Origin of the sequence: Kocuria tytonicola, assembly GCF_003687455.1 — a bacterium.
Classification (GTDB): domain Bacteria; phylum Actinomycetota; class Actinomycetes; order Actinomycetales; family Micrococcaceae; genus Kocuria; species Kocuria tytonicola.
The window spans coordinates 47856-69526 of record NZ_PHOA01000001.1; the positions used below are offsets into that span (position 1 = coordinate 47856).

A 21671-nucleotide genomic window follows, 5' to 3' on the forward strand; every position below is an offset into this window, starting at 1 on the left:
TCCGTGGCGCTCCCCGGGCGTGACACCCCGGGGCCCACGCGGTGCAGCCCGGCCCGGGGCACTCAGCGCGGCTGCTCCCGCACGAACTGCGCCGTCTTCTCCGGGCTCATGGCCGGCGCCGAGCCGCCCGCGAGCCGCGTGATGGTCGTGAGGTCCTCGGTGCGCAGGTCCGCGGACGCCGCGTTCACGGAGGACACCGCCCGGTCCTCGAGGGTCTCGGAGCCGAGCACCACGGCCCGCTCCGGGCGGAACAGCCGGTCGGGGTCGTCCAGCGCCACGAGGGCCTCGTCCTCGATCACGGGTTCCGAGGAGCGCAGCACGGCCGCCTGCACCTTGTCCGTGAGCAGTGCGTCCACGAGCTCGTCGGTGGTCCCGAACTCGGGTGTGGCCTTTGGCGCGCAGTCGTAGTACGCCTTCAGCCCGCGCTCGCCCTGAGCACTGTCCGCGTACCCGGAAGCCATGCCCACCGAGAGCTTGCCGCACTGCTTGCCCGCGGTGTTCATGTCCCCCAGGTTGTACTGGGCGCTGGTCGCGGCGGTGACGACCACCCGGTCCGTGCGCTGGGCACCGGAGCTGTCCAGCGCCTCCAGACCGCTCGGGAGGACGTTCGGCAGGGCGCGGTAGACGTCGTCGTCGGAGGGGCCCGTCTCCCCCGTGATGCCCAGCAGCTGCCCCAGGGAGTCCAGCAACCCGCGCGGGGCGTCGGTGTTGGGGGTGGCCGTGGGCGAGGGGGACGGCTTCGCGTCCGCGGGGAGCCCGTGCTGCCGGGCGTAGACGTAGAGGTCGCCGGTGAACTCCGGCACCATGCTCACGCGCCCGTCCTGGAGCGCCGCGAAGATCTTCTCGCGGGAGGAGCCCACGTCCACCACGGTGGCGGCCACGCCGTCGGCGGCCAGTCGCTGCTGGTAGTAGTGGGCGAGCACGCGGGTCTGGGTGTCCACTCCGGTGGCGATCTTCACGGTCCCGCCCCCGGCGGACGACGACGCCGTGGCCGCCCCACCGGCGTCCGTCCCCGCCTGCTCCGGGCTGGCCCCGCAGCCGGCGAGCGCCAGACAGAACGCCGTGGCCGCTGCGGCCGCCCGGATCCGGGAGGAGGCTGTCACCGGTCGTGACCGGGTTCGGTGGACACGTCCTGCTCGGCGACCGCCTCGGGCGGGGTCTGCTCCCCGACGAACTGCTCGAGTCCCGCCAGGCGCAGGCCCTGGTCCACCAGGTCCAGGCGCTTCAGGCCGCCCACCTCCGCGAGCGGGAACCAGGCGGCGTCGTCCGAGGAACCGTCCTGCTCCACGGCGAGTTCGCCACTCATGATGTGCGCGGTGTAGAGCACGCGGCACGCGTGGTTGCCGCGCGTGGTGGGGTCCAGGCGCTGCTCGGGGCTCATCCAGTAGCTGTGCACGCCCACCAGACCGTCCGAGGCCACGCGGTAGCCGGTCTCCTCGAAGACCTCCCGGAGCATGGTCTGCTCCGGCTGCTCCCCCGGTTCCATCCCGCCCCCGGGCAGCGTCCACGCACCCTCGAAGTCCGGGTGGCGGGGGTTCCAGTGCGTCAGCAGCAGGTGGTCGTCACGGGTGATCAGGGCGTAGGCGCCCACGCGGGAGTCGAACGGCTGGCTCATGGCGCCAGTGTAGTGGCGCGTCCGGGGCGTCCCCTGGCACGCGGGCGTCCTCGCGTCCGGCCCGCGGTGGGCAGCCCGTCAGCCGGCGCCAGCTGAGCCACCGTGCTCCCCGGACGGGGCGGACGGTGGCCCGGAGGGAGGCGGGACGGCCCCGTGCAGGGCGCGAGCGGCGTCGTCGTCCGGGCGTGCACTGCGGCGCCGGCTGCCGTGCGGCAGGCAGTGGGCGCGGGGCCCATAATGGGCGGGTGAGCATCGTGGAGAACGCCATCTATCGCAACGGCCGGAAAGTGGAGTCCCCGCGCTCCCTGGAGAGCACGTACGACCTGCTGCAGCGCACGCTGGACCGGCCCGCCGAGAGCGAGAGCGGCGAGGACACCGTGCTCGCGTGGATCGGGCTGTACCGGCCCTCGGCGGAGGAGATCGACTCGCTCGCCCAGCACTTCGACCTTCACGAACTCGCCGTGGAGGACACCGTGCAGGCGCACCAGCGGCCCAAGATGGAGCGCTACGGGCGCACGCTGTTCACCGTGATCCGCCCCGCCGTGTACCAGGACGAGACCGAGACCGTGGAGATCGGCGAGATCCACATCTTCACGGGACCCAACTTCGTCATCACCATCCGCCACTCGGAGTCCAGCGGGGTGAGCCGGGTGCGCAAGCGCGTGGAGGCGGACCCCGAGCTGCTGTGCTTCGGCCCGGACGGGGTGCTGTACGCGCTGCTGGACCAGATCGTGGACGACTACTTCCCGGTGCTGTCCGGGCTGGAGAACGACATCGACGAGATCGAGGACGCCCTGTTCGCCGGGGAGTCCACCGTCTCCCAGCGCATCTACGAGCTCGCGCGCGAGATCAACGAGTTCCACCGCGGCGTGGCACCCCTGAGCAACGTGATGCAGCGCTACTTCGCGGGCTTCACCAAGTACGGCACCCACGAGGAGCTGCAGCACCGGCTGCGGGACGTGCTGGACCACGTGATCGCGGTGAGCGGCAAGCTCGAGTCCATGCGCTCCTCGCTCACGGACGCCATGAGCCTGGACTCCACGCTCACCACGGCCCGGCAGAACGAGGCCGCCATGGTGCAGAACGAGCAGATGAAGAAGATCTCCTCGTGGGCGGCCATCCTGTTCGCGCCTTCCATCGTGGGCTCCATCTACGGCATGAACTTCAAGGCCATGCCCGAGCTGGAGTGGGCATTCGGCTATCCCATGGCGCTCGTGCTCATGGTGCTCGTGGGCGTGGTGCTCTACGTGGTGTTCAAGGTCAAGGACTGGCTCTGAGCGGTCTCCCACCCCGGGCGGCTAGCCTGGCGGGGATGCACAACCTCGAATTCTGGCTCGACAAACCCTTCCGCGTGCTCCTGGTGCTGCTCGGCGCCGTGGTGGTCTCCGCCGTGGTGCGACTGCTGATCCGCAAGATCACCCGCGGCATCGCCCGGGGGACTCAGTCCCGGATCATCAAGCGCTTCGACCACGGGCAGTCCCGCTGGGTCCAGGACGCCGGTGTGGCCTCGGAGCGTCAGGCGCTGCGGGCGCGCACCATCGGCGCGGTGCTGGCCTCGGTGTCCACGATCATCGTGTGGGCCATTGCCATCCTCATGATCATCTCGGAGCTCGGCTTCAACATCGCCCCGGTGATCGCCTCCGCGGGCATCGCGGGCGTGGCCCTGTCCTTCGGCGCACAGTCCCTGGTGAAGGACTACCTCTCGGGCATCTTCATGGTGGCCGAGGACCAGCTGGGCATCGGCGACTCCGTGGACGTGGGGGAAGCCATCGGCACGGTGGAGAACGTGGGTCTGCGCGTGACCCAGGTGCGGGACGTCAAGGGCACCCTGTGGCACGTGCGCAACGGCGAGATCCTGCGCGTGGGCAACCAGTCCCAGGGCTGGGCCCGCTGCGTGCTGGACATCCCCGTGCCCTACGACACGAACATCGACCTCGTGGCGGACATGATCGAGCACGAGGCGCTGCTCGTGCGGGACGATCCCGATGTGGGCCCCAGCATCGTGGCCGACCCCGAGGTCTGGGGTGTGGAGAACATCTCCGGGGAGAGCATCACCATCCGGCTGGCCGTCAAGACCGCACCGCTCGAGCAGTGGGACGTGGCCCGGGTGATGCGCGTGCGGATCAAGAAGATGCTGGACCGGGACGGGCTGCGCATCCCCCTGACCCACCAGGTCACGGTGCGCACCGGTTCCGAGCCCGAGACCTTCACGGACGCCCCCACCACGTCCTTCCCGATGCCGCGCGTACCGACCACGGGTCAGGTGCGCACCACTCCCCTGTTCCCCCACACCTCTGCGGAGGACAGCCACACCCCGGACGGCCGCACCCCCAGCCGGGACGAGACGGGTGAGGGCACCAGCTCCTCCGAACGCCGCGGCGACGGCTGATCCGGCTCAGCGCCGCTTCCTGTTCCGCCCGTTCTTGACCTTGCGGCCGGGCTTGCGCCGCAGACCGGGTTTGGTGCTCGCTCCGGCCTTGGCCCACCCCCCGGACTGTGCCTTGCCGCCGCGCTGCTTCTCCGGCGTCTTCTCCACGGCCGTCTCCGCCCCGCGCCCTTCGTCCTTCGCGGACGACGCCGCACGGCGGGGTGGTACTGCCTCGTCCCGTCCGCTGGACTCCCTGCGTCCCCGGACAATGCCCACGAAACGCTGCACCGCGTCCTCGGTGGCCTCGTCCACGGTCTTCGGCCACACCAGCACCACGGGAAGGACGGGGGCGTCCGTGAGCTCGCGGGTGGTCACGTCCTTGCGGGCGTGCAGGCGCGCCACGGACATCGGCAGCACCACGGGCCCCACACCGGCGGCCGCGAGCTCGACGGCCATGGCGGCGTCGTCGATGTCCGCGTGGGGCTGGGGCGTGGACTCCTCGCGGAGCTGGGCGGTGGTGAGGCAGTCCAGGACGCTCAGCAGGTCCTCGGTGGGCAGGACGGCCACCTGGAGCTCGTCGTAGAGGTGCACGGCGTGGTGGGTGGCCCGCAGCTCCTCCAGGCTGGGGTCCGTGGGTGACCAGCCGAGGCGCACGAAGCACGCGGTCACGGTGCCGTCCTGCAGCACCTCACGCCACTGGCCCGCGGGGACCAGCTCGTCCCGCAGAAGGGGCGTGAGCTGGCGGTCCCGCCACCTCCCGAGCCACTTGCCGGGCATCACGCCGGGGACGTAGCCCACGGTGAAGGCCGGTGCGACGGCATCGTCCGTGGCCTGGACACCCGGCGCGCCCTTCGCACCCGAGTGGAGGCCTGGTGCGACGGGATCAGCCGGGGTGTCCGGCGTGTCCGGGGCAGACGGGTCGCGGGGCAGGGCTGGTTCGGCTGCGGTCATGCCCCCAGACTAGAGGGCGGGTGCTCGCGCTCCCCCACCAGGCCCACGTGGTGCCCGCGGGCGGCACACGGGCCGCTGATGTGCGAAATCCGCCCGGGAGGACTACAGTGATGCCTGTTGTTCGGGGCCTTAGCTCAGTTGGTAGAGCGTTTCGTTCGCAATGAAAAGGTCAGGGGTTCGATTCCCCTAGGCTCCACCCGATGGCACGAAGGGCCCCACCGAGAGGTGGGGCCCTTCGTCGTGGGTGCAGGTGCCCTCCCGGTGTCACCACCCCCCCCGCCCGGCAAGGACCGTGGGGCACGCGGGCCCGAGCACGCGGTGCAGAACGGTGCGACGTCATGGGCAACCATCTCCGCAGCTCAACTGCGGTGCGGGGATACGGTGAGTTCATGAAAATCCTCGTGACCGGTTTCGAACCCTTTGGCGGTGAGAGGGAGAACGCGAGCGGCGTCGTCGTCCACCGGCTCGGTGGGCTCACCGCGCCTGACGGCGCGCAGGTGGTGACGGCCATCCTCCCCGTGACGTGGTCCGGTGCGCGCCCCGCGCTGCTGCGGGCCGTCGAGACCCACCGGCCGGACGCGGTCGTGGCGGTGGGCGAAGCGGGTGGCCGAGTGGCAGTCACCCCGGAGCGCTGGGCCAGGAACATGGGACACGGGCGCATCCCCGACAACGAGGGCGTGGTCCGGGACCCTGCCCCGCTCACGCGGGGGCCCGAACGCCTCGAGTCCCGCATCGATCCCGCCGTGCTCACCAGTGCCATTCAAGAAGCCGGTGTGCCTGCCGAGATCTCCAACGATGCCGGCGCGTTCCTGTGCAATGCCGTGTTCTGGTCCGCGCTGCACGCCACAGATCTTCCGGCCACCTTCATCCACGTGCCCGCGGTCAGGTCCCGGGGGTCGGCAGGTGTCGGCGCGGAGACCGACCCGGACGGGTCGCCAGCGAAGTCGACACTGAGTGTCGACGACCTCGTGCGCGCGCTGACGGCCGTGGTGCGCACGGTCGCCAGGGAGGCACGAACTCACTCATCCTGAGTCGTCTGGCGGGTGAGCCGCGTCCAGCCCAACGAACGCTCGCTTGAAAGGGCCCGGGCAGCTGGGACGTGAATTCCCTGCGGCGCAGATGTCACCTGTGCGGTCGTACCACCGCGTGACGCTGTATCATCGCCCTATGGCGATCATTCCTGAGGACCTTCCCTCCCTCGATGCGCGTGCCACCACCGCGTACGCACACCTCTTCCAGGCACTGAGCGAGCCCACGCGGCTGGCGGTCCTGCAGCACCTGGCCTCCGGCGAGCACCGGGTCCGGGATCTCGTGGGGCACATGGGTCTCGCCCAGTCCACCGTGAGCAAGCACCTGGCCTTCCTGGGCGAGTGCGGACTCGTCGAGACCCGCCCCGAGGGCCGCGCCACGTGGTACTCGCTGGCCCACCCCCACGAACTCGCTGCGGTGATCTCGGCCGCGGAGCACCTGCTGCACGCCACGGGCACCGACGCCGTCCTGTGCACCCACCTGCACCACCCGCCTCTCCCTGGGGGTCCCGCCCCGGTGCACCAGTCTCCGGACGGGCTCCCCGCGGCAGCACCCGCGTCCGGGCTCCACAGCGCGGACCCGGTCTGCGCGGAGGCCCCGGGGGCGACGACGCCGCGTCGGGACTCCCTCTGATGGGCGCCGGACACTCCCACGGCCACGACCACGGCGCAGCCGCCGGGGACCACCGCGGGCGGCTCTGGATCGCGTTCGGTCTCACGGCGGGCATGGTGGTCGCGCAGGCCGTGGGCTCGGTGGTGACTGGGAGCCTGGCCCTGCTCACCGACACCGTGCACGCACTCACCGACGCCCTTGGCCTGCTCGTCGCTCTGGTCGCGGCACACCTCGTGCGCCGCCCGGCGAACTCCCGGCGGACATGGGGTTTCCGCCGCGGCGAGGTGATCGCGGCGCTCGCCCAGGCGACTCTGCTGCTGGGTGTGGGGGTCTTCGCCGCGGTGGAGGGAATCCGCCGCCTACTGGAGCCGCACACCGTCCCACCCACCGAGCTGCTCGTGTTCGGCGCGGCGGGTCTGGCGTGCAACGTGGTCGCCATCCTGGTCCTGGCCTCGGGGCGGGGCGCCAACCTCAACATGCGGGCGGCGTTCCTGGAGGTCGCCAACGACGCCCTGGGCTCGCTGGGCGTGATCGTGGCGGCCGTGGTCATCGCCACCACCGGATTCCAGCGGGCGGACACCGTGGCCGCCCTGTTCATCGCCGCGCTCATTCTCCCGCGTGCGGTGACCATCATGCGGGAGACCGCGGCCGTGCTCATGGAGTTCACGCCGCAGGGCGTGGATCTGGACCTCTTCCGTGAGCACATCATGGGCCTGCACCACGTGGTGGACGTCCACGACATCCACGCCTCGACCGTGGCCACGGGCCTGCCCACCATCAGCGCGCACGTGGTGGTCGAGGACGAGTGCTTCCGGGACGGCCACGCCGCCGAGCTGCTGCAGGACGTGAAGACGTGCGTGGCCGAGCACTTCGACGTGTCGGTCCACCACTCCACGTTCCAGATCGAGACGGTGCAGATCCGGGACGCGGAGTCGCAGGACGTGCTGCACGCCTGACCGGTTCACGCGCCCCGGACCTGGCACCTCAGCTCACCCCCGCGCCAGCCGCTCCCACGCCACGGACGCCAGGGCGGCGGCCTGCGCACCCAGGACGGAGTCGTCGAAGAGCACCGTGGGCGAGTGGTTCCACCCGGCCGCGGCGGGGTCCACCTCCGGCGGGGTGCAGTGCAGGAAGAAGTAGCACCCGGGCACCTCCTGCAGCACGAAGGAGAAGTCCTCGGACCCCATGCGGGGGTCCCTGTTGAGGGAGACCCGGTCCGCGCCGAACATCCGGGTGAGGGTGTCGCTCACGAAGGCGGTCTCGGCGGCGTCGTTGACCGTGGGAGGGTACAGCTCGGACCAGTCGACCTCCGCGCGCAGGCCGTGGGAGGCGGCGATCCCGTCTGCGAGCTCCTGCACCAGGCGGGGGAACCGGTCCGTGGTCTCCCGGGACAGCGTGCGCACGTCCCCGGACATGGTGGCGCTGTCCGGGATCACGTTGTTCACCGCTCCGGCGGAGAGCCGTGTCATGGTGGCCACCACGGGGTCGAACACGCTGAACCGGCGGGTCACCATGGTCTGCAGGGCGGTGCCGAACTCGCACAGCGCGGGCACCGGGTCCAACGCGGTGTGCGGCTGGGAGCCGTGCCCACCGCGGCCGTGGAAGGTCACCGAGAGGTTGTTCGCCCCGGCCATCGCGGTGCCGGGGCGGTAGCTGAACGTGCCGCACGGCCCGGGGTTCACGTGCAGACCGAAGGCAGCCACAGGGCGCTCGCCGGTCACGTCGAGCACACCCTCCTGGATCATGGGCTCCGCCCCACCGGGGCCCTCCTCCCCCGGCTGGAACATGAACGTGATGTTCCCGGCGAGCTCGTCCCGGCGCGCGCTCAGCAGCCGTGCCGCGCCCACGAGCGCGGCGGTGTGCAGGTCGTGCCCGCACGCGTGCATGGCCCCGTTCGTGGAGGCGTACTCCAACCCGGTCTGCTCCACGACCGGCAGCCCGTCCATGTCACCGCGCAGCAGCACGGTGGGGCCGGGCTTCGCGCCGCGCAGCACCGCGGTCACGGAGGTGAGGGCCTCACCCGTGCTGACCTCCAGGTCGAGCCCCTCCAGTGCGCGCAGCACCTGCTGCTGGGTCCACGGCACATGGGTGCCCACCTCGGGGTTGGTGTGCAGGGTGCGGCGCAGGGCCACCAGCTCGGGGTGCAGAAGCTGGGCGTCCTCCAGGAAGGTCACGTGCGGACTCCTCGATGTGGGCGGACGGGCTCACTCACCGTCCGCGGGCATTCCCGCGAGCTCCGGTCCGGGTGCGAGCCGGATGGGACCGCGGGCTGTACGAACGTCCACTGTCTCACCTTTCTGCTGGACCGTGATCTCACCCACACCGGCCATGTCGCCCGCGACCTCTCGAATCTGGGGCATGAGTTCGCGCCAGTTCTCCCCACCCAGCGTGCGGGCCACGTCCGACGGGCAGATGCTCGTGCCCGCCCGGTGCCGCAGCAGCGCCCTGACGGTGGCCGCCTCCCGGGCCCGCAGCCCCTCCTCCGACGGGGTCTCCCACCACGGCTCCCCGCGCTCGCCCAGGGCAACCTTCGCGTCCTGCACCCGATCGCGGGCGTGCTCGCGCTTCGACCTCACCGCGCGCCGCGCACTCATCAGCTCGTCCACGAGCTCCTGGCGGAAGTTCTCGGGGATCCCGGGGTCCGTGGCACGCCACTTCCGCCCCTTGACCACGATGTGGTGCCCGTCCGGGGTGCGCTCCGGTCCGGACGACGACGCCGCTGCCGCCCCCTCCGCCCCAGGGGTCGCCTCCGCGACGTCACCCGTCTCCGTCGTGTCCCCGGACTCCGTCCCGTGCTTCGCCGCCACCGCAGCCTCCTCCGTCGAGTGCTTGTTCTGGGAACCGTCCGCGCTCATGTCCTCAGCCCCAGGGCCTCGATCAGCTGAGCGTGGCGGGCCAGACCGGCCGTCACCACCGAGGGGTGCTGCGCGTACCAGCGCAGGTGCTCGGCGGCCACGTCCTCCTCGGGGACGTGCTCGCCCTGGATGATCCAGTCGTCGTGCGGGCCTCCCTCCAGGTCCGCGGGGTCGAACCCCAGTGCCGTGAGGGTGCTCGTGTAGATGGGCGCCCTGATGCCGCCGAGCAGCACCCGCCCGGGGTCCGGCACGGGTGCCGAGAGACCCACGTCGTCCAGGACGGCGGCGGCCACGGCCCGCAGCACCCCGTTGGTCGGGTGGTTGATCACGTGCACCGCGTTGGGCCCGGCCGCGTCCAGCAGGGAGGCGACGTCCAGCGTGCGGTGGGCCTGCTGGCGCAGCCGCAGCTGCCGCAGGGACTCCTCCCGGGCGGCGCGCACCGCGTCCGGTCCGGGCCGGGCCAGCTCCACACGGCGCTCACCACGGGCGGCCGCCGTGAGCACCCGGAGGTCGTGGTACGGCGCCACGGGCGGGTCGCCCACACCCGGTGCGCGCACGATCGCCAGGGTGGGCATCAGCGCCGTCCACCGCATGGCCGGGATCCGCACCACCCGGGCGTCGGCGGCGAGGTGCGGCAGGACGTCGTCGTTGCCCAGGGGCAAGGAGCGGTACCCCGCGGCCACGGGCTGGGTCACGAACAGGCTCAGCCGCGGCAGCAGGTCCAGCAGGTGCGGCAGGTCCTGCTCCAGCAGCTCGTGCACCGGGGGCATGCGCACACCGTGCCAGTCCCCCGCCAGGGCGCCGTGGAGCAGCACCCGCAGGGACTCCGCCTGGCAGTTGCCGTACACGGCGAACAGCGGCCGATCCGGCAGCTCCGTGAGTCCGTAGAAGTCGCCGTAGTGGGCCCGGCGGCCCGGGTCCCGCGGATCGAATCCCAGCTCAGCCATGGTGTCCCACCCTGTCCTCGAGTCGTCGGTCGGTGTCCGCCGCGTGGGCGGCACTGTCTGCCGGTGCCACGGTCTCGGGGCGCGACTCGCCGCGGTGCACGGCCCGGACCGAGCGCACCGTGAGCAGTCCCGGCACGTGGCTCTCGCCGCGGGCGCACCACTGCCGCAGCGCAACGTCCAGCACGAGGGGCGCCAGGACGTCCACCGCGACGACCGCGCGGTCCAGGATGCGGGCCGGGGGTTCTCCCGTGCGGACCCGCGGATCGGCGGCGAGCGCCTCGGGCACCTCGTCCCGGTCGGTGAACCACACACCGGCGTCGGTGTCCCGCAGCACGTGGGACGCGGTGAGGTAGGCCTCGGCGTCGTCCCTGTGGCCGGCCACGCGCACCACGGCCCACGGCTGCTCGTGCACCACGCCCGCCCCGCGGGTGCTCGGCAGCGGAATGCGCCGCGCGAGCGCCAGGGTCTCGGCGTCCTTGACGGCGCGGGTCGACGCCCGGCCCGCGAGGTCCGGCCCGTCGTGCCACGCCCCGGCGCCCGGCACGTGGATGAACTGCGCGCCCAGCTGGCGGCAGCGATACGCGAGGTCCCAGTCCTCTCCGCCGTAGCCCACGAGAGTCTCGTCGAATCCGCCGCAGCGCTCGAACAGGGCGCGGTCCACCGCGAGCAGCGCACTGATGACCAGCCGGAAGTCCTCGGTCCCCGCCGCGCGCAGGTTCTCGGTGCGCCGGTAGCCGTCCGTGAGCCACGCGGGGTCCTGCAGCCGCCGCACCCCCGGCACGGGCTCCCCCGCGACCCAGCGCAGGACGTCGGTCACGCCGCACCCCGTGAGGTCCGCGTGGTGACGTGCGCCCACGGCCAGCACGCCGTGGCCGTCGTCGGCGGACTCGAGGCCCGCGAGCAGTGCACCCACGAATCCGGGCTCGGGAATCATGTCCCCGTCCAGGAACACGAGCACCTCGCCCGACGCCGCCCGCGCACCGAGGTTCCGGGCGGCACCGGCCCGGAACCCCAGGTTCTGCTGCCGCACCACGCGGCACGGGAAGGGCGTGGCGGGGAGCACCGGGGGGACCGCCGAGCCGTCGTCCCCAACCACCACCTCCAGCTGCCGCACCGAAAAATCCTGCCGTGCCAGTGCCGCCAGGGCACGGTCCAGACCCGCCTGGTTCTCGAAGTAGGGGATGACCACGCTAACCCGCGGCTCGTTCATGCGGTCCCCTCCCCTGCGGCAGCAGCGCGGGAACCGCGGGGCTCGGATGCCCCGAGACCGGTATCCCCGGTGGACCGGGGTTCCCCGGCGAATCGGGCACCGCCGACACCCGACCCGGGACCCGAGGTCGGGTGCGTGGGACTGCCCGCACCGTTCTCCGAGGGGCGCTCGCCCGCCACGCGCACCCACTGGACCGCCGCGGCCCGGGCGGTCGAGGGCAGGTCCGCGGCGCGCCACTCGTCCGGGTGGATCCACGTGCTCAGGGGGTCCTCGAGGGCGCGGGCGAGGGAGGCGTCGAGGTCACTGATCAGGGTGAGGGCCCACGGCGCACGCTCCGCGAGCTCCTCGAAGAACGGGTGCGGCGTGACCAGGGGGCGGCGACCGCTGGCGATCCACCGCCCCACGGACCCGGACGCGGACACGTGCGACGGCGCGACCACCGGCACGGTGACCTGCTGGGCGGCACGGGTGAGGGCGGCGTCGTCCAGGAATCCCCTGGCCCGGAAGAAGTGGCCGTGGTGGCGGGCCTGGGCGTCCAGTGCGGGGATGAGGTCCTCGTGGCCGTCCGAGGCGCGGCCCAGCGCCAGCACCTCCACAGGGCCGGGAACGTCCGTCAGTGCCTGGACCACCCGGTCGTGGCCCTTGCCGGGGTACAGGAACCCGAGCACCCCCACGGTGGGCTCCCCTCCCCCGGCGGCACGACGGCGCGCCTCCCGCCACTGCTCCGGCTCGGGCGGGTCCACGGGCAGGGGATCCACCACCACGGACACGTCCGTGGAGCAGGGGACGTGGCGGCGCAGCTGCTCCCGCTCGGACGCGCTGCACACGATCACGGTGCGGGCGGCCTGAACCACCTCGGCGTAGGCGGCCCGGCGGGCCCCGAACGCGTGGCCGTCGGACGGCTGGGGAATGTCGTGGAGGGTCGCCGACACCGGCCGAACGGCCGCGATCTCCGCGACCGCACGCGCGGCGAGCGCCGGGGAGGCCCCGAAGATCCGGTCCGTGAAGTGCAGGTGCACGGGGGACGTCCCGGCCACCAGACGGGGCATGAGCTCGTCCACCGTGCCGGTGAGGGACGGGGCCTGCGGCGTGCTGGACGCCAGGTGCTGCGCGTGCAGGCGCACGCCGTGCTGCGCTGGGCCCACACAGGCCAGGAGGGGTGTCGTCACGCCCTCACTGTAGCCGCGGCCGCGGACGCGCAGAACGGGATCGGGCGGTCACCGCGACCGTGCCGGGGACGCCACCGCGCGCGCCGGGTGACGCAGGAACGGTCGGCGCCGGAGCGGTCGGTGAGCGAGCGGCCGACGCGGGAGCGGTGAGTGCGGCGGCAGCGGGTGCCGCCGCGGCGTCGTCGACCCGACCGGCCTCGGAGAGCTTGCCGAAGAAACTGTCGTGACAGGAATCATACTCACCGGGCAAAGAATGCACTTGTGCAAAATTGCACGAGTGCATAACCTGGGGCGGTGACCACGTCCCAGCCCTCCCTGCGCGAACGCCACCGCGCGCGCACCCTTGCCGAGATTCACCGGGCCGCCCTGGACCTCGCCGGCGAGAGCAGCTACTCCGACACCACGGTGGACGCCGTGGCCGAGCGCGCCGGGGTCTCACGACGCACCTTCTTCAACTACTACGCGAGCAAGGAGGACGCCGTCCTGGGGCTCACGCCGCCGCACATCACGGAGGCCGCCCACGCCCGCTACATGGACCGCAGCACCGGGGACGAGTTCGCCCGCACAGTGCGCCTGTTCATGGACGTGCTGCGGGACGCCACCGGACCGCCCGAGTTCATGGCCCACCGGCAGGAACTCGTGGAGCAGCACCCGGAGCTCAAGCGCCGGATCGGGCTGCACGTCACCACGGCGGAGAGCCTGGTGGTCTCCACCGTCACGGAGCAGTCCGCGCTCGGCGCGAGCCCGCGCTCCGAGGAGACCTCCCACGCCTTCGTCCTGCTCGCGGGGTCCGTCATCAAGTTCGCGTTCCGCACGGACTCCCACCTGGCCGCCGCGTCCCAGGACGACGCCGCCGTCCAGCACGCTCTCGACCACGCCATTGGCGTCTTCCGCACCGCACTCAAGGAGATCTCATGACCGCCACCGCTTCCCGGGCTGGAACCAGCCCCGAGACGGACGAGAAACCACCGCACCTCGGACTGCTGTTCGCGAGCCTCATGGTCGTCATGCTGCTCGCGTCCCTGGGCCAGACCATCCTCTCCACCGCCCTGCCCACCATCGTGGGGGACCTGGGCGGGGTGGACCACATGAGCTGGGTGATCACCGGCTTCATCCTGGCCTCCACCGTGATGATGCCCGTGTACGGGCGCATCTCCGACCTCTTCGGGCGCAAGCCCGTGCTGATCGCGGCCATCGTGCTGTTCCTCATTGGCTCCGTGATGGGCGCGTCCGCCGGGACCATGAGCTGGCTCATCACCGCCCGCGTGGTGCAGGGCCTGGGCGGCGGGGGTCTGATGATCCTCGCGCAGACGTCCATCGCGGACGTGGTGCCCGCCCGTGAGCGCGGCAAGTACATGGGCGTGATGGGCGCCGTGTTCGCCGTGTCCTCGGTGGCCGGACCGCTGCTGGGCGGCTGGATCACGGAGGGCCCCGGCTGGCGCTGGGCGTTCTCGTTCAACATTCCCCTGGGCATCCTGGCGATCATCGCCGTGGCGGCGTTCCTCCGCCTGCCCAGCCGCCCCCGCCAGGAGCGGGAGAAGATCGACTACCTGGGCATGGTCCTGCTGGCCGGCGCCACCACGTGCCTGATCCTGGTCTGCACGTGGGGCGGCACCCAGTACGACTGGACCTCCCCTCAGATCCTGCTGCTGTGCGCCACCACCCTGGCCGGGGCCGTGGCGTTCGTGTTCGCGGAGACCCAGGCGAGCAGTCCCGTGATCCCGCTGACCCTGTTCAAGGACCGCAACTTCACCCTGACCACCCTCTCCGGGCTGGCCGTGGGCGTGGCCATGTTCGGAGCAATCGGCTACATGCCCACGTACATCCAGATGGTCAAGGGCGTGGACGCCACGCAGGCGGGCCTGCTCATGACCCCCATGATGGCCTCGCTGCTGCTGACCTCCATCCTGTCCGGGCAGATCGTCTCCCGCACGGGCCGCTACAAGTTCTTCCCGCTGATCGGCATGCTCGTCATGGGCGTGGGCCTGTGGCTGCTCTCCACCCTCGAGGTCGCGGACCCCACGTGGAAGATGTGCGCGTTCCTCGCGGTGTTCGGCGCGGGCATCGGTGTGAGCATGCAGATCCTGGTGCTCATCGTGCAGAACTCCGTGCCCAACCGGATCGTGGGCACCGCCACGGCGTCCAGCAACTTCTTCCGCCAGGTGGGCGCCACCGTGGGCTCCGCCGTGGTGGGCTCGCTGTTCATCTCCCGCCTGAAGGACCTGCTGGAGGAGAACCTGCCCAAGGTTCCCGGCAAGGCCGCCGGCGGAGGGGGTGCGATGGATGCCAACTCGTTCACGCCGCAGACCGTCCACGGACTCCCGGACATGTTCCGTGAGCCGGTCATCCAGTCCTACAACGACGCCCTGCTGCCCATCTTCCTGTTCATGATTCCGCTCGCCGCCCTGGCGTTCGTGATGCTCCTGTTCGTGGAGGAGAAGCCGCTGGCCACCCGCGTGGACCTGGCCACCGGTGAGATGCCGGCCGTGGACCCCGCACCCGCCCGCCTGACCGAAGACGAGTCCGAGACCGCGCCCACGGCCGCGACCGTTCCGCACGACGACGCCGCGGCGTCGGCCGAGCGCGCGGCAGGCCCCGTCACGGCGTCCGCTCCGGCCACCCCCGTACCTGCCGGGACGGCCTCGGACACCCCTGCTTCCGCGGGCGGAACCGCCACCGGGGCCACGGCCCGCCGCTCCGGCCGCGGCCGCCGCCGGGCACCGCGTCACCGCGCCTGACCCACGGTCCGGAGGGTGTGCCTCGCAGGCGGAGCCCGCACGGCATGCGAGGAGCGCCCTTCTACGGCGAAAGGGGCTGGCCCCGCCGGACGAGATCGTCCCGTGGGGCCAGCCCCTTGTCACGCTCGCCGCCGCCCGGTCAATCCCTGGAGGGCAGGGCGTCCTTCAGATCCTCCACCAGGTCCTCCAGGATCTCCGCGGACTCGAGCATCCCGTTGCGCAGCTCGGTCAGCTCCATGCCGTGCAGCACGCCCACCGCGTAGCGGTCCTTGCCGGTGCGCTGGAAGGACCGGGCGGCCCGGGCAAGCCACTCCTCCATCACCGCGGCATCCGTGATGACCCCGAGATCGTCCTGGTAGTCCTTGGCCACCACGGCCGCCCGCGTGCGCTTCTTGCCGGGTCTGGCGTGGGCCGCGGTCAGCGCCTCGCAGACGTAGCGCGCGGACTTCGCGGCCTTGCGGGTCTCGTGCAGCACGTCGAACGCCGCAGCGGTCTGGCGGGGATCCTTGCCCGGGAGACTGATCCGCTCCCCCACGTCCACCGCCATCTGGCTGAGCTCCACGTCCTCGCCCGCAGCCGGCAGGGTGGTGGTGGCGGTCACCAGGACCCGGTTCAGCGCAGCTCCCAGGACGGCCTTGGAGAACTTCTTGGCACTCACCCGTGCGGGCTCCTCCGTGAACCCCTCTCCGCGGCCCAGGGCCCGGAGGTCACGCAGCAGCTGCAGGTACGGTGCACTGTCCAGCTCCCGGCGCACCGCCCGGCCGGTGTCCGTTCCCAGGTGACGGGCGGCCTCCTTCAGGTCGGCCTTCGCCGCCGCGCTGAGGACCCCCGAGGGCTGCCCCTCCAGGAGCACGTCCAGCCGCTCCAGGGCAACCTCCTGGTCCCGGGCGTCCCCCAGGACCCGGGCGAGGTCCTTGAGTCGTTGCTCCATGTCCACCACGGTCTCGTCCGCGAGGAAACCGCGGGATGCCTGGAGCACGCTGCGCAGGGCCCGCGAGCGCACGCGCATCTGGTGCACCGAGTCCTCGGCTCCGATGCGCACCGCGAAGTCCCAGCGCTGCAGCTGGTCCGTGAAGCGGGTGATCATCAGGCTCAGCACGTCGGCGCCGGTGCGCTCCGCGGGCTTCTCCCGGGCCGGTCCCCGGTCCTTCCCCGCAACCGGGGCGTTGCCGTCCCGCTCGCCCTCGGACTCGCGGTCCTGTGCGGCGCTGCGCCCGGCGTGGTCGGTGGACTTCTTCGGGGTCTTCGGGGCGGACGGGTTGCGGTCCTGACCGGGGCCCGCCGCCGCAGCGCCCTTGTGCTTCTTCTTGCCCTTGTCCTTCTTCGTGCCCTTGGACGTGCTGCCCTTCGGGTCTGCGCCCTCGGGGGTCCCTCTTCCGTCCCCTGCGTCCGCCGCCGCGCCGGTGCCCGAGGTGTCCGACGCGGTGTCTGCGGCCCCCGACCCGGCGGCGTCGTTGCCCGGGGCGTCCGCGGGAGACACCACGCGCACGGTGTCACCGCCGTCCTGCCCCAGGGCACGGGCGATCTTGGCCACCGAGGAGGAGGGCGCCGCACCCGCGGCGAACAGCACCTTCTCCACGGCCTCGAACACGGCACGCGACTGCTTCTCCGTGAGGTCGTCGCGCGTGAGCTCCACCTCGCACTCCGTCCACGCACGCGTGACGCCCGCCCGCTCGTCGCGCGCGGTCACGGCGTCCAGGCACAGCTCCGCGTACTGCTGACCTTCCGAGAGCACGGGGTGCAGCGTGCGGTGGGTGTCCACCGTGGCCACGGGGCTGAGCTCCTCACCGAGCGTGAGACCCAGCAGGACCTTCCGCAGCGCCGCCGGCAGCCTCGTGGGCGCGGTCTTGAGGGGTTCGTGGTGCAGCTCACCCCGGGCCCGGCCCGCCTCGTACTTGACGTGCCAGCCGTCGTCGCCGCCCCCGGTACGACGCCGCACGGCCACCTTGGCGCGGGACAGCAGCAGGTCTGCGGTGTCGTAGTAGGTGGCGGACATCTCGTGCTCCACAGGGTCACCCACCGTGAAGTGCTCGAGCTTGTGCAGCTTGAGCTTGGGCTTCTTCGTTCCCGAGACGTCGTACTTGCGCTCGATCTCGACCTGATGCGTGACCATGGTGCTCCCTGTGTGAAGCGCGCCGCGGTCCTCGTGAGGTCCGCGGCGCAGCTGTCGTCAAAGTGGTGGGTGGTGCGAGGCGTCAGGCGCGGCGCCGCTTCAGGACGTCGTCGAGGTTCAGCGCCGTGGACTCCTGCTCCCCGGTGCGCACGGCGTCCTTGAGGGAGGCGGATTTGGCCACGGGCCGCTCGGGCACCCGCAGCGGTTCGGGGGCCTCACGGTGCACCACGGGCGCCTGGGTGTAGAGGGGCTTCGGGACCGGAACGGGCTGCCACGTGGCGGCTCCCGATCCGGAGGCCTCCGACCCGGCAACCCGCAGCGCGATGGCGCGCAGTTCAGCCACGGTGTAGGTGGGCTCGGCCGCGGGGCGCGGTGCGTCCTCGATCTCGGGGACCTCGTCCTGGGCGGGGAGGTCCAGGGCGGCACTGGCCTCACGGTCCTGCTCCGCCAGGTCCTGGCGCACCTCGTCCTCGTTGTCGAAGATCGTGTGCTGGACAGGTGCGGAGCGGTGCCCGGAGGAGCCGGTGGCCGCGCGCTGTTCGCGCTCGGTCACGGCGAGGTAGCGCAGCCCCGCCACGCACCCGGCGCCCAGGAGCAGCAGGACCACGGGAACGGCCCAGGTGACGGCGGTGAAGGGAGCCGCGAGCGCGGTCAGAACGGCGGCGAGCAACAGCGCGACACCGGCGGCGAAGACGATCGTGCGGTCCCACTTGATGCGCAGCCCCGCCAGGGAACCCCGCTGAACCGTGAGGGCGCTCGGCGCATGTGCCGTGGTGTCCATGGCTGTCGTCTCCCGTTCGTGAACGTGTGATCGGTCTCTCGCGACCACTCTACTGGGCGAGGGGCGGTCCTGGGGCCCGGTGTGGAGGGCGGAGTCCAGCTGCAGGTCCGGCGCCTCCACCTGAGCGAGCACGGGGACACTGGTCCGCCGGGCCACGTGCGGTGCGAGCCACATCGCGCACAGCACGATGATGGCGACCAGCACCACCGAACTACTCACCCACGAAAATCCCACCGTCTCAGGGTAGGGCAGGGCGGAAAGATTCCCCTGCTGGAATGAGCGTGTTGCTCACATCAATGTAATTCGATGGTTCTCGTGAGGACCGCCATTGCGTGACCTGCCCTTCCTCCGGTTCTCACGAGGATCCCCGGGGTGCGGAGGCGCCACGGTGTGCGGGTGTCCGCACGGTTCCCACTCCACTGGGGCTGGCGGATACCGGCCGGTGGTCAACGTGGCGCGGCGCGCACGGTGATGCCGTCCTCCCCGCCCGTGAAGCGCCGCACCAGCCCCTCGGGAACCTCCTCGGCAGTCAGCGCGAAGCTACGGTGATCGGCCCAGTTCCCGTTGATGTGCAGGAAGCGCTCCCGCAGACCCTCGTCCCGGAACCCCAGCTTCTCCACCACGCGGAGGGACTTGGCGTTCTCCGGGCGGATGTTGATCTCCATGCGGTGCAGCCGCAGGTGCTGGAAGCAGTAGTCGGTGGCCATGGCAACGGCCAGGGGGGCGATGCCGCGGCCTGCCTGGGCCCCGTCCACCCAGTACCCGAGGGTGGCGGAGCGGAAGGATCCCAGGGTGATGCTGGAGACGGTCAGCTGCCCCACGAGCTCCTGCCGCCCGCTCCGCGGTTCCAGCTCCGTGATCAGCCACGGCAGGCTCTGGCCCGCGCGCGCCTGCTCCCGCATGCTCCGGACGAACCTGCGGAAGGAGGGGGCGGCGGCCCCCGGCTCGGGGCTGCTGGCCTCCCACGGCTCGAGCCACTCCCGGTTGCGGTACCGCACCCGGTCCCACTCACCCCGGTCGGCCGAGGACAGTGGGCGCAGCATCAGCTGCGCCCACTGCACCGTGACCGGCCACCCGGCTCCCGCGCCCACCCGGTGGAAGCCCTCAGGCCTCGAGGTTCTGCGCGTAGTCCTTGATCCAGGAGCGCAGACCGGGACCCAGGTCCTCGCGCTCGCACGCGAGTTCGATGTTGGCCTTGAGGTAGGAGAGCTTGTCCCCGGTGTCGAAGCGGCGGCCCTTGAAGACCACGCCGTACATGCCGTGGGCGTCCTCGCCGCGGTCCGCGATGGTCTGCATGGCGTCCGTCAGCTGGATCTCCCCGCCCCGGCCCGGCGCGGTGCTCTCCAGGACCTCGAAGATCTCGGGGTGCAGGACGTAGCGGCCGATGATGGCCAGGTTGGAGGGGGCGTCCTCCGGCGCGGGCTTCTCCACCAGGCCGTTGACCTGGACGAAGTCCTCCCCCTCGACCACGCTGACGTCCGCGCAGCCGTAGGCGCTGATGCTCTCCTGCGGCACCTCCATGAGGGCCACCACGGAGCCCCCGGTGCGCTCCTGCACGCGGATCATCTGCGCGAGCAGGTCCTCCTTCTCGTCGATGAGGTCGTCACCGAGCAGCACCGCGAAGGGGTCCTCGCCCACGTGGATCTTGGCGCGCAGCACCGCGTGCCCGAGACCCTGGGGATCCTGCTGGCGCAGGTAGTGGATCTCGCCCAGGTCCGAGGCATGCTCCACCTCCGAGAGCAGGGCGTCCTTGCCGGACTCCTTCAGCTGCGCCTCGAGCGCGGGGACGCGGTCGAAGTGGTCCTCCAGGGCACGCTTGGAACGTCCCGTGATCATGAGTACGTCGTCCAGGCCGGCGTTCACGGCCTCCTGCACCACGTACTGGATGGCCGGGCGGTCCACGACCGGCAGCATCTCCTTCGGCATCGCCTTGGTGGCCGGGAGGAAGCGGGTGCCCAGCCCCGCTGCGGGGATGACGGCCTTGTGTACGCGCGTGGTCTCCTGTGAGCTCATGGACCTAGGGTAGACGACGACGCCCCGCGCGCCGGGTTCTCGTGCCCGTGTGATGCGGGAACAGGGCGATGTACTCCCAAGAGCGGACAGCACGGTCAGGAGATCCCACGTGACGAACGGACCGGCGGATGCGGACGCCAAGGCGCGGCTGCGGGGCGAGGTGCTGGAACGGCGTCGTCGTCGGGCCGGCGCAGCTCGGCGCGGCGCCGAGGCCGGATTCTCCCGTCACCTCGCGCGTGTGCTGGCGGAGACGAACGCGCCCGACGTCGCGGCGTTCCTTCCCCTGCCCGGCGAACCGCCCCTGCTGCCCGCGCTGGCTCAGGCGCACGAGCGGGGCCACCGGGTGTGGTTGCCCGCGGTGGAACCGGGCCGCCGTCTGAGCTGGGTGCGGTGGCAGCCGGGGACGCCGCTCGCCCCCGGTGCGCTGCCCGGTCTGCTGGAGCCGACCGGGCAGCGCCACGGGACCGAAGCCTTCACCGCCGTGGGGCTCCTCGTGGTGCCGGTGGTGGCGGTGGGCCGGGACGGGGTACGGCTGGGATTCGGCGGCGGGTACTACGACCGCTTCCTGCCCGTGCTCTCGGCCGCGGGCCACCGACCCCGGATCATGGCGTGCTGCTTCGCGGACGAGGTGATGCCCGCCGGGTCCGTGCCGCGCGAGTCCCACGACGCGGTCCTGGACACGGTGCTGACCGAGCACGGGGTCGTGGTACTGCGAGAACCTGCTGGCGACCGCTCTCCGGCTCCTGCGACGACCGGACGGGGCGCCACGCCCTGCGGCGGATCCGAAACGCTGCCGCCCGAGTAGCATGTGAGCTCGACCGACCACCGGCCCCTCCCACGCCCGAAGGAACACTCCCGTGCCCGTTTACGCCTACGCCTGCAAAGACTGCGGCCACGCATTCGACATCCGCCAGTCCTTCTCCGACGACGCCCTGACCGTCTGTCCGGAGTGCGGCGGGCAGCTGCGCAAGAAGTTCAACTCGGTGGGCGTGGTCTTCAAGGGCTCCGGTTTCTACCGCACCGACTCCCGCTCGGCGTCCGGCGCAGGCTCCTCCGGCTCGGACGACTCCGGTTCGGGGTCCGCGGGCACCTCGTCGACCCCGTCCTCCGGGACCGGCAAGGACTCGGGCTCCGCGGACTCCTCCTCCGGCTCCGGGACGCCCTCCTCCTCGGGCACCGGCGCCGGGAAGGCCGGCACGAGCACCTCACAGGACAGCTGACCCGGGCTCCCCCGCCTGCTTCGGGCGCGCTCCCCAGAGCCCTTGCACCG

General features: G+C 71.9%; 21 protein-coding genes and 1 tRNA gene. 10 read left to right on the top strand and 12 right to left on the bottom strand.

The features are described from left to right. Positions 1 to 62: 62 nt before the first annotated feature. The gene (locus CWC38_RS00240; RefSeq protein WP_121844854.1) at positions 63 to 1103 is read right to left on the bottom strand and encodes a glycine betaine ABC transporter substrate-binding protein; all 1041 of its coding nucleotides are present in this window, start codon (positions 1101 to 1103) and stop codon (positions 63 to 65) included. Then, positions 1100 to 1615 (bottom strand): NUDIX hydrolase, encoded by a 516-nt coding sequence (locus CWC38_RS00245; RefSeq protein ID WP_121844855.1) that lies wholly within the window; start codon positions 1613 to 1615, stop codon positions 1100 to 1102. Before CWC38_RS00245 ends, CWC38_RS00240 begins: the two co-directional genes overlap by 4 nt. A 245-nt stretch (positions 1616 to 1860) precedes the next feature. On the opposite strand from CWC38_RS00245, the gene corA reads away from it, so the two are divergent. Then, positions 1861 to 2892, top strand: a complete 1032-nt coding sequence (corA, locus tag CWC38_RS00250; RefSeq protein ID WP_121844856.1) for a magnesium/cobalt transporter CorA — start codon at positions 1861 to 1863, stop codon at positions 2890 to 2892. 35 nt (positions 2893 to 2927) lie between these two features. Beyond that, positions 2928 to 4004: a mechanosensitive ion channel family protein gene (locus CWC38_RS00255; protein ID WP_121844857.1), complete on the top strand. Its 1077-nt coding sequence runs from the start codon at positions 2928 to 2930 to the stop codon at positions 4002 to 4004. Between the two features lie 6 nt (positions 4005 to 4010). On the opposite strand, the gene CWC38_RS00260 is transcribed toward CWC38_RS00255, so the two are convergent. Further along, entirely contained in the window at positions 4011 to 4934 is a 924-nt protein-coding gene (locus tag CWC38_RS00260; RefSeq protein ID WP_121844858.1) for a type 2 periplasmic-binding domain-containing protein, read from the bottom strand. A 123-nt stretch (positions 4935 to 5057) separates the two neighbouring features. Here CWC38_RS00260 and CWC38_RS00265 point away from each other — a divergent pair. The 4 genes from CWC38_RS00265 (at position 5058) to CWC38_RS00280 (ending at position 7531) form a co-directional block, all read left to right on the top strand. Then, positions 5058 to 5130 (top strand) — tRNA-Ala (locus CWC38_RS00265). Positions 5131 to 5323: 193 nt separating this feature from the next. Then, on the top strand, positions 5324 to 5965 hold the full coding sequence (locus CWC38_RS00270; RefSeq protein ID WP_121844879.1) for a pyroglutamyl-peptidase I: 642 nt from the start codon (positions 5324 to 5326) through the stop codon (positions 5963 to 5965). Positions 5966 to 6101: 136 nt separating this feature from the next. Beyond that, on the top strand, positions 6102 to 6596 hold the full coding sequence (locus tag CWC38_RS00275; RefSeq protein ID WP_121844859.1) for an ArsR/SmtB family transcription factor: 495 nt from the start codon (positions 6102 to 6104) through the stop codon (positions 6594 to 6596). Next, a complete protein-coding gene (locus tag CWC38_RS00280) occupies positions 6596 to 7531 on the top strand; it encodes a cation diffusion facilitator family transporter (protein ID WP_121844860.1) in 936 nt (311 codons plus the stop codon). The genes CWC38_RS00275 and CWC38_RS00280 overlap by 1 nt, the downstream gene beginning before the upstream one ends. A gap of 33 nt (positions 7532 to 7564) precedes the next feature. Here CWC38_RS00280 and CWC38_RS00285 read toward each other — a convergent pair whose 3' ends face one another. Genes CWC38_RS00285 through CWC38_RS00305 form a run of 5 tightly spaced genes read right to left on the bottom strand, consistent with a single transcriptional unit; the run spans position 7565 to position 12756 of the window. Further along, complete coding sequence (locus tag CWC38_RS00285; RefSeq protein WP_121844861.1) at positions 7565 to 8749, bottom strand: M20 metallopeptidase family protein; 1185 nt, start codon at positions 8747 to 8749, stop codon at positions 7565 to 7567. A gap of 30 nt (positions 8750 to 8779) precedes the next feature. Further along, positions 8780 to 9430 carry a DUF3253 domain-containing protein gene (locus CWC38_RS00290; protein ID WP_121844862.1) on the bottom strand — a complete coding sequence of 217 codons (651 nt, stop codon included), beginning with the start codon at positions 9428 to 9430 and terminating at the stop codon, positions 8780 to 8782. After that, a complete protein-coding gene (locus CWC38_RS00295; protein ID WP_121844863.1) occupies positions 9427 to 10377 on the bottom strand; it encodes a WcbI family polysaccharide biosynthesis putative acetyltransferase in 951 nt (316 codons plus the stop codon). The genes CWC38_RS00290 and CWC38_RS00295 overlap by 4 nt, the downstream gene beginning before the upstream one ends. Then, positions 10370 to 11587, bottom strand: a complete 1218-nt coding sequence (locus tag CWC38_RS00300) for a glycosyltransferase (protein ID WP_121844864.1) — start codon at positions 11585 to 11587, stop codon at positions 10370 to 10372. The genes CWC38_RS00295 and CWC38_RS00300 overlap by 8 nt, the downstream gene beginning before the upstream one ends. Next, on the bottom strand, positions 11584 to 12756 hold the full coding sequence (locus CWC38_RS00305) for a glycosyltransferase family protein (RefSeq protein WP_206059825.1): 1173 nt from the start codon (positions 12754 to 12756) through the stop codon (positions 11584 to 11586). The genes CWC38_RS00300 and CWC38_RS00305 overlap by 4 nt, the downstream gene beginning before the upstream one ends. Before the next feature lie 294 nt (positions 12757 to 13050). Here CWC38_RS00305 and CWC38_RS00310 point away from each other — a divergent pair, with 294 nt between their 5' ends. Together CWC38_RS00310 and CWC38_RS00315 are read left to right on the top strand one after the other, a co-directional pair. Further along, positions 13051 to 13674 (top strand): TetR/AcrR family transcriptional regulator, encoded by a 624-nt coding sequence (locus CWC38_RS00310; protein ID WP_121844865.1) that lies wholly within the window; start codon positions 13051 to 13053, stop codon positions 13672 to 13674. Continuing rightward, positions 13671 to 15494, top strand: a complete 1824-nt coding sequence (locus CWC38_RS00315; RefSeq protein ID WP_121844866.1) for an MDR family MFS transporter — start codon at positions 13671 to 13673, stop codon at positions 15492 to 15494. The genes CWC38_RS00310 and CWC38_RS00315 overlap by 4 nt, the downstream gene beginning before the upstream one ends. Before the next feature lie 139 nt (positions 15495 to 15633). Here the strand turns inward: CWC38_RS00315 and CWC38_RS00320 are convergent, their stop codons facing one another. From CWC38_RS00320 to galU, 4 genes are all read right to left on the bottom strand, one after another. Next, positions 15634 to 17607, bottom strand: coding sequence for a CYTH and CHAD domain-containing protein (locus CWC38_RS00320; RefSeq protein ID WP_121844867.1), 1974 nt, complete (start codon positions 17605 to 17607; stop codon positions 15634 to 15636). 82 nt (positions 17608 to 17689) lie between these two features. Beyond that, positions 17690 to 18607, bottom strand: coding sequence for a hypothetical protein (locus tag CWC38_RS00325; protein WP_240624959.1), 918 nt, complete (start codon positions 18605 to 18607; stop codon positions 17690 to 17692). 227 nt (positions 18608 to 18834) lie between these two features. Continuing rightward, complete coding sequence (locus CWC38_RS00330) at positions 18835 to 19431, bottom strand: GNAT family N-acetyltransferase (RefSeq protein ID WP_206059826.1); 597 nt, start codon at positions 19429 to 19431, stop codon at positions 18835 to 18837. Between the two features lie 61 nt (positions 19432 to 19492). After that, complete coding sequence (gene galU / locus CWC38_RS00335) at positions 19493 to 20401, bottom strand: UTP--glucose-1-phosphate uridylyltransferase GalU (RefSeq protein ID WP_121844869.1); 909 nt, start codon at positions 20399 to 20401, stop codon at positions 19493 to 19495. Positions 20402 to 20510: 109 nt separating this feature from the next. Between galU and CWC38_RS00340 the strand changes: the two genes are divergently transcribed. Beyond that, positions 20511 to 21206: a 5-formyltetrahydrofolate cyclo-ligase gene (locus CWC38_RS00340; protein WP_240624960.1), complete on the top strand. Its 696-nt coding sequence runs from the start codon at positions 20511 to 20513 to the stop codon at positions 21204 to 21206. Positions 21207 to 21258: 52 nt separating this feature from the next. Continuing rightward, positions 21259 to 21621 (top strand): FmdB family zinc ribbon protein, encoded by a 363-nt coding sequence (locus CWC38_RS00345; protein ID WP_121844870.1) that lies wholly within the window; start codon positions 21259 to 21261, stop codon positions 21619 to 21621. Positions 21622 to 21671 lie beyond the last annotated feature (50 nt).

Excerpts from the sequence above, each read along its gene's own strand:
- CWC38_RS00290 (WP_121844862.1), bottom strand. The coding sequence starts at position 9,430 with ATGAGCGCGGACGGTTCCCAGAACAAGCACTCGACGGAGGAGGCTGCG.
- CWC38_RS00270 (WP_121844879.1), top strand. The coding sequence starts at position 5,324 with ATGAAAATCCTCGTGACCGGTTTCGAACCCTTTGGCGGTGAGAGGGAG.
- CWC38_RS00255 (WP_121844857.1), top strand. The coding sequence starts at position 2,928 with ATGCACAACCTCGAATTCTGGCTCGACAAACCCTTCCGCGTGCTCCTG.
- CWC38_RS00260 (WP_121844858.1), bottom strand. The coding sequence starts at position 4,934 with ATGACCGCAGCCGAACCAGCCCTGCCCCGCGACCCGTCTGCCCCGGAC.
- CWC38_RS00330 (WP_206059826.1), bottom strand. The coding sequence starts at position 19,431 with ATGCTGCGCCCACTGTCCTCGGCCGACCGGGGTGAGTGGGACCGGGTG.
- galU (WP_121844869.1), bottom strand. The coding sequence starts at position 20,401 with ATGAGCTCACAGGAGACCACGCGCGTACACAAGGCCGTCATCCCCGCA.
- CWC38_RS00295 (WP_121844863.1), bottom strand. The coding sequence starts at position 10,377 with ATGGCTGAGCTGGGATTCGATCCGCGGGACCCGGGCCGCCGGGCCCAC.
- CWC38_RS00320 (WP_121844867.1), bottom strand. The coding sequence starts at position 17,607 with ATGGTCACGCATCAGGTCGAGATCGAGCGCAAGTACGACGTCTCGGGA.
- CWC38_RS00275 (WP_121844859.1), top strand. The coding sequence starts at position 6,102 with ATGGCGATCATTCCTGAGGACCTTCCCTCCCTCGATGCGCGTGCCACC.
- CWC38_RS00300 (WP_121844864.1), bottom strand. The coding sequence starts at position 11,587 with ATGAACGAGCCGCGGGTTAGCGTGGTCATCCCCTACTTCGAGAACCAG.
- CWC38_RS00280 (WP_121844860.1), top strand. The coding sequence starts at position 6,596 with ATGGGCGCCGGACACTCCCACGGCCACGACCACGGCGCAGCCGCCGGG.
- CWC38_RS00315 (WP_121844866.1), top strand. The coding sequence starts at position 13,671 with ATGACCGCCACCGCTTCCCGGGCTGGAACCAGCCCCGAGACGGACGAG.
- CWC38_RS00245 (WP_121844855.1), bottom strand. The coding sequence starts at position 1,615 with ATGAGCCAGCCGTTCGACTCCCGCGTGGGCGCCTACGCCCTGATCACC.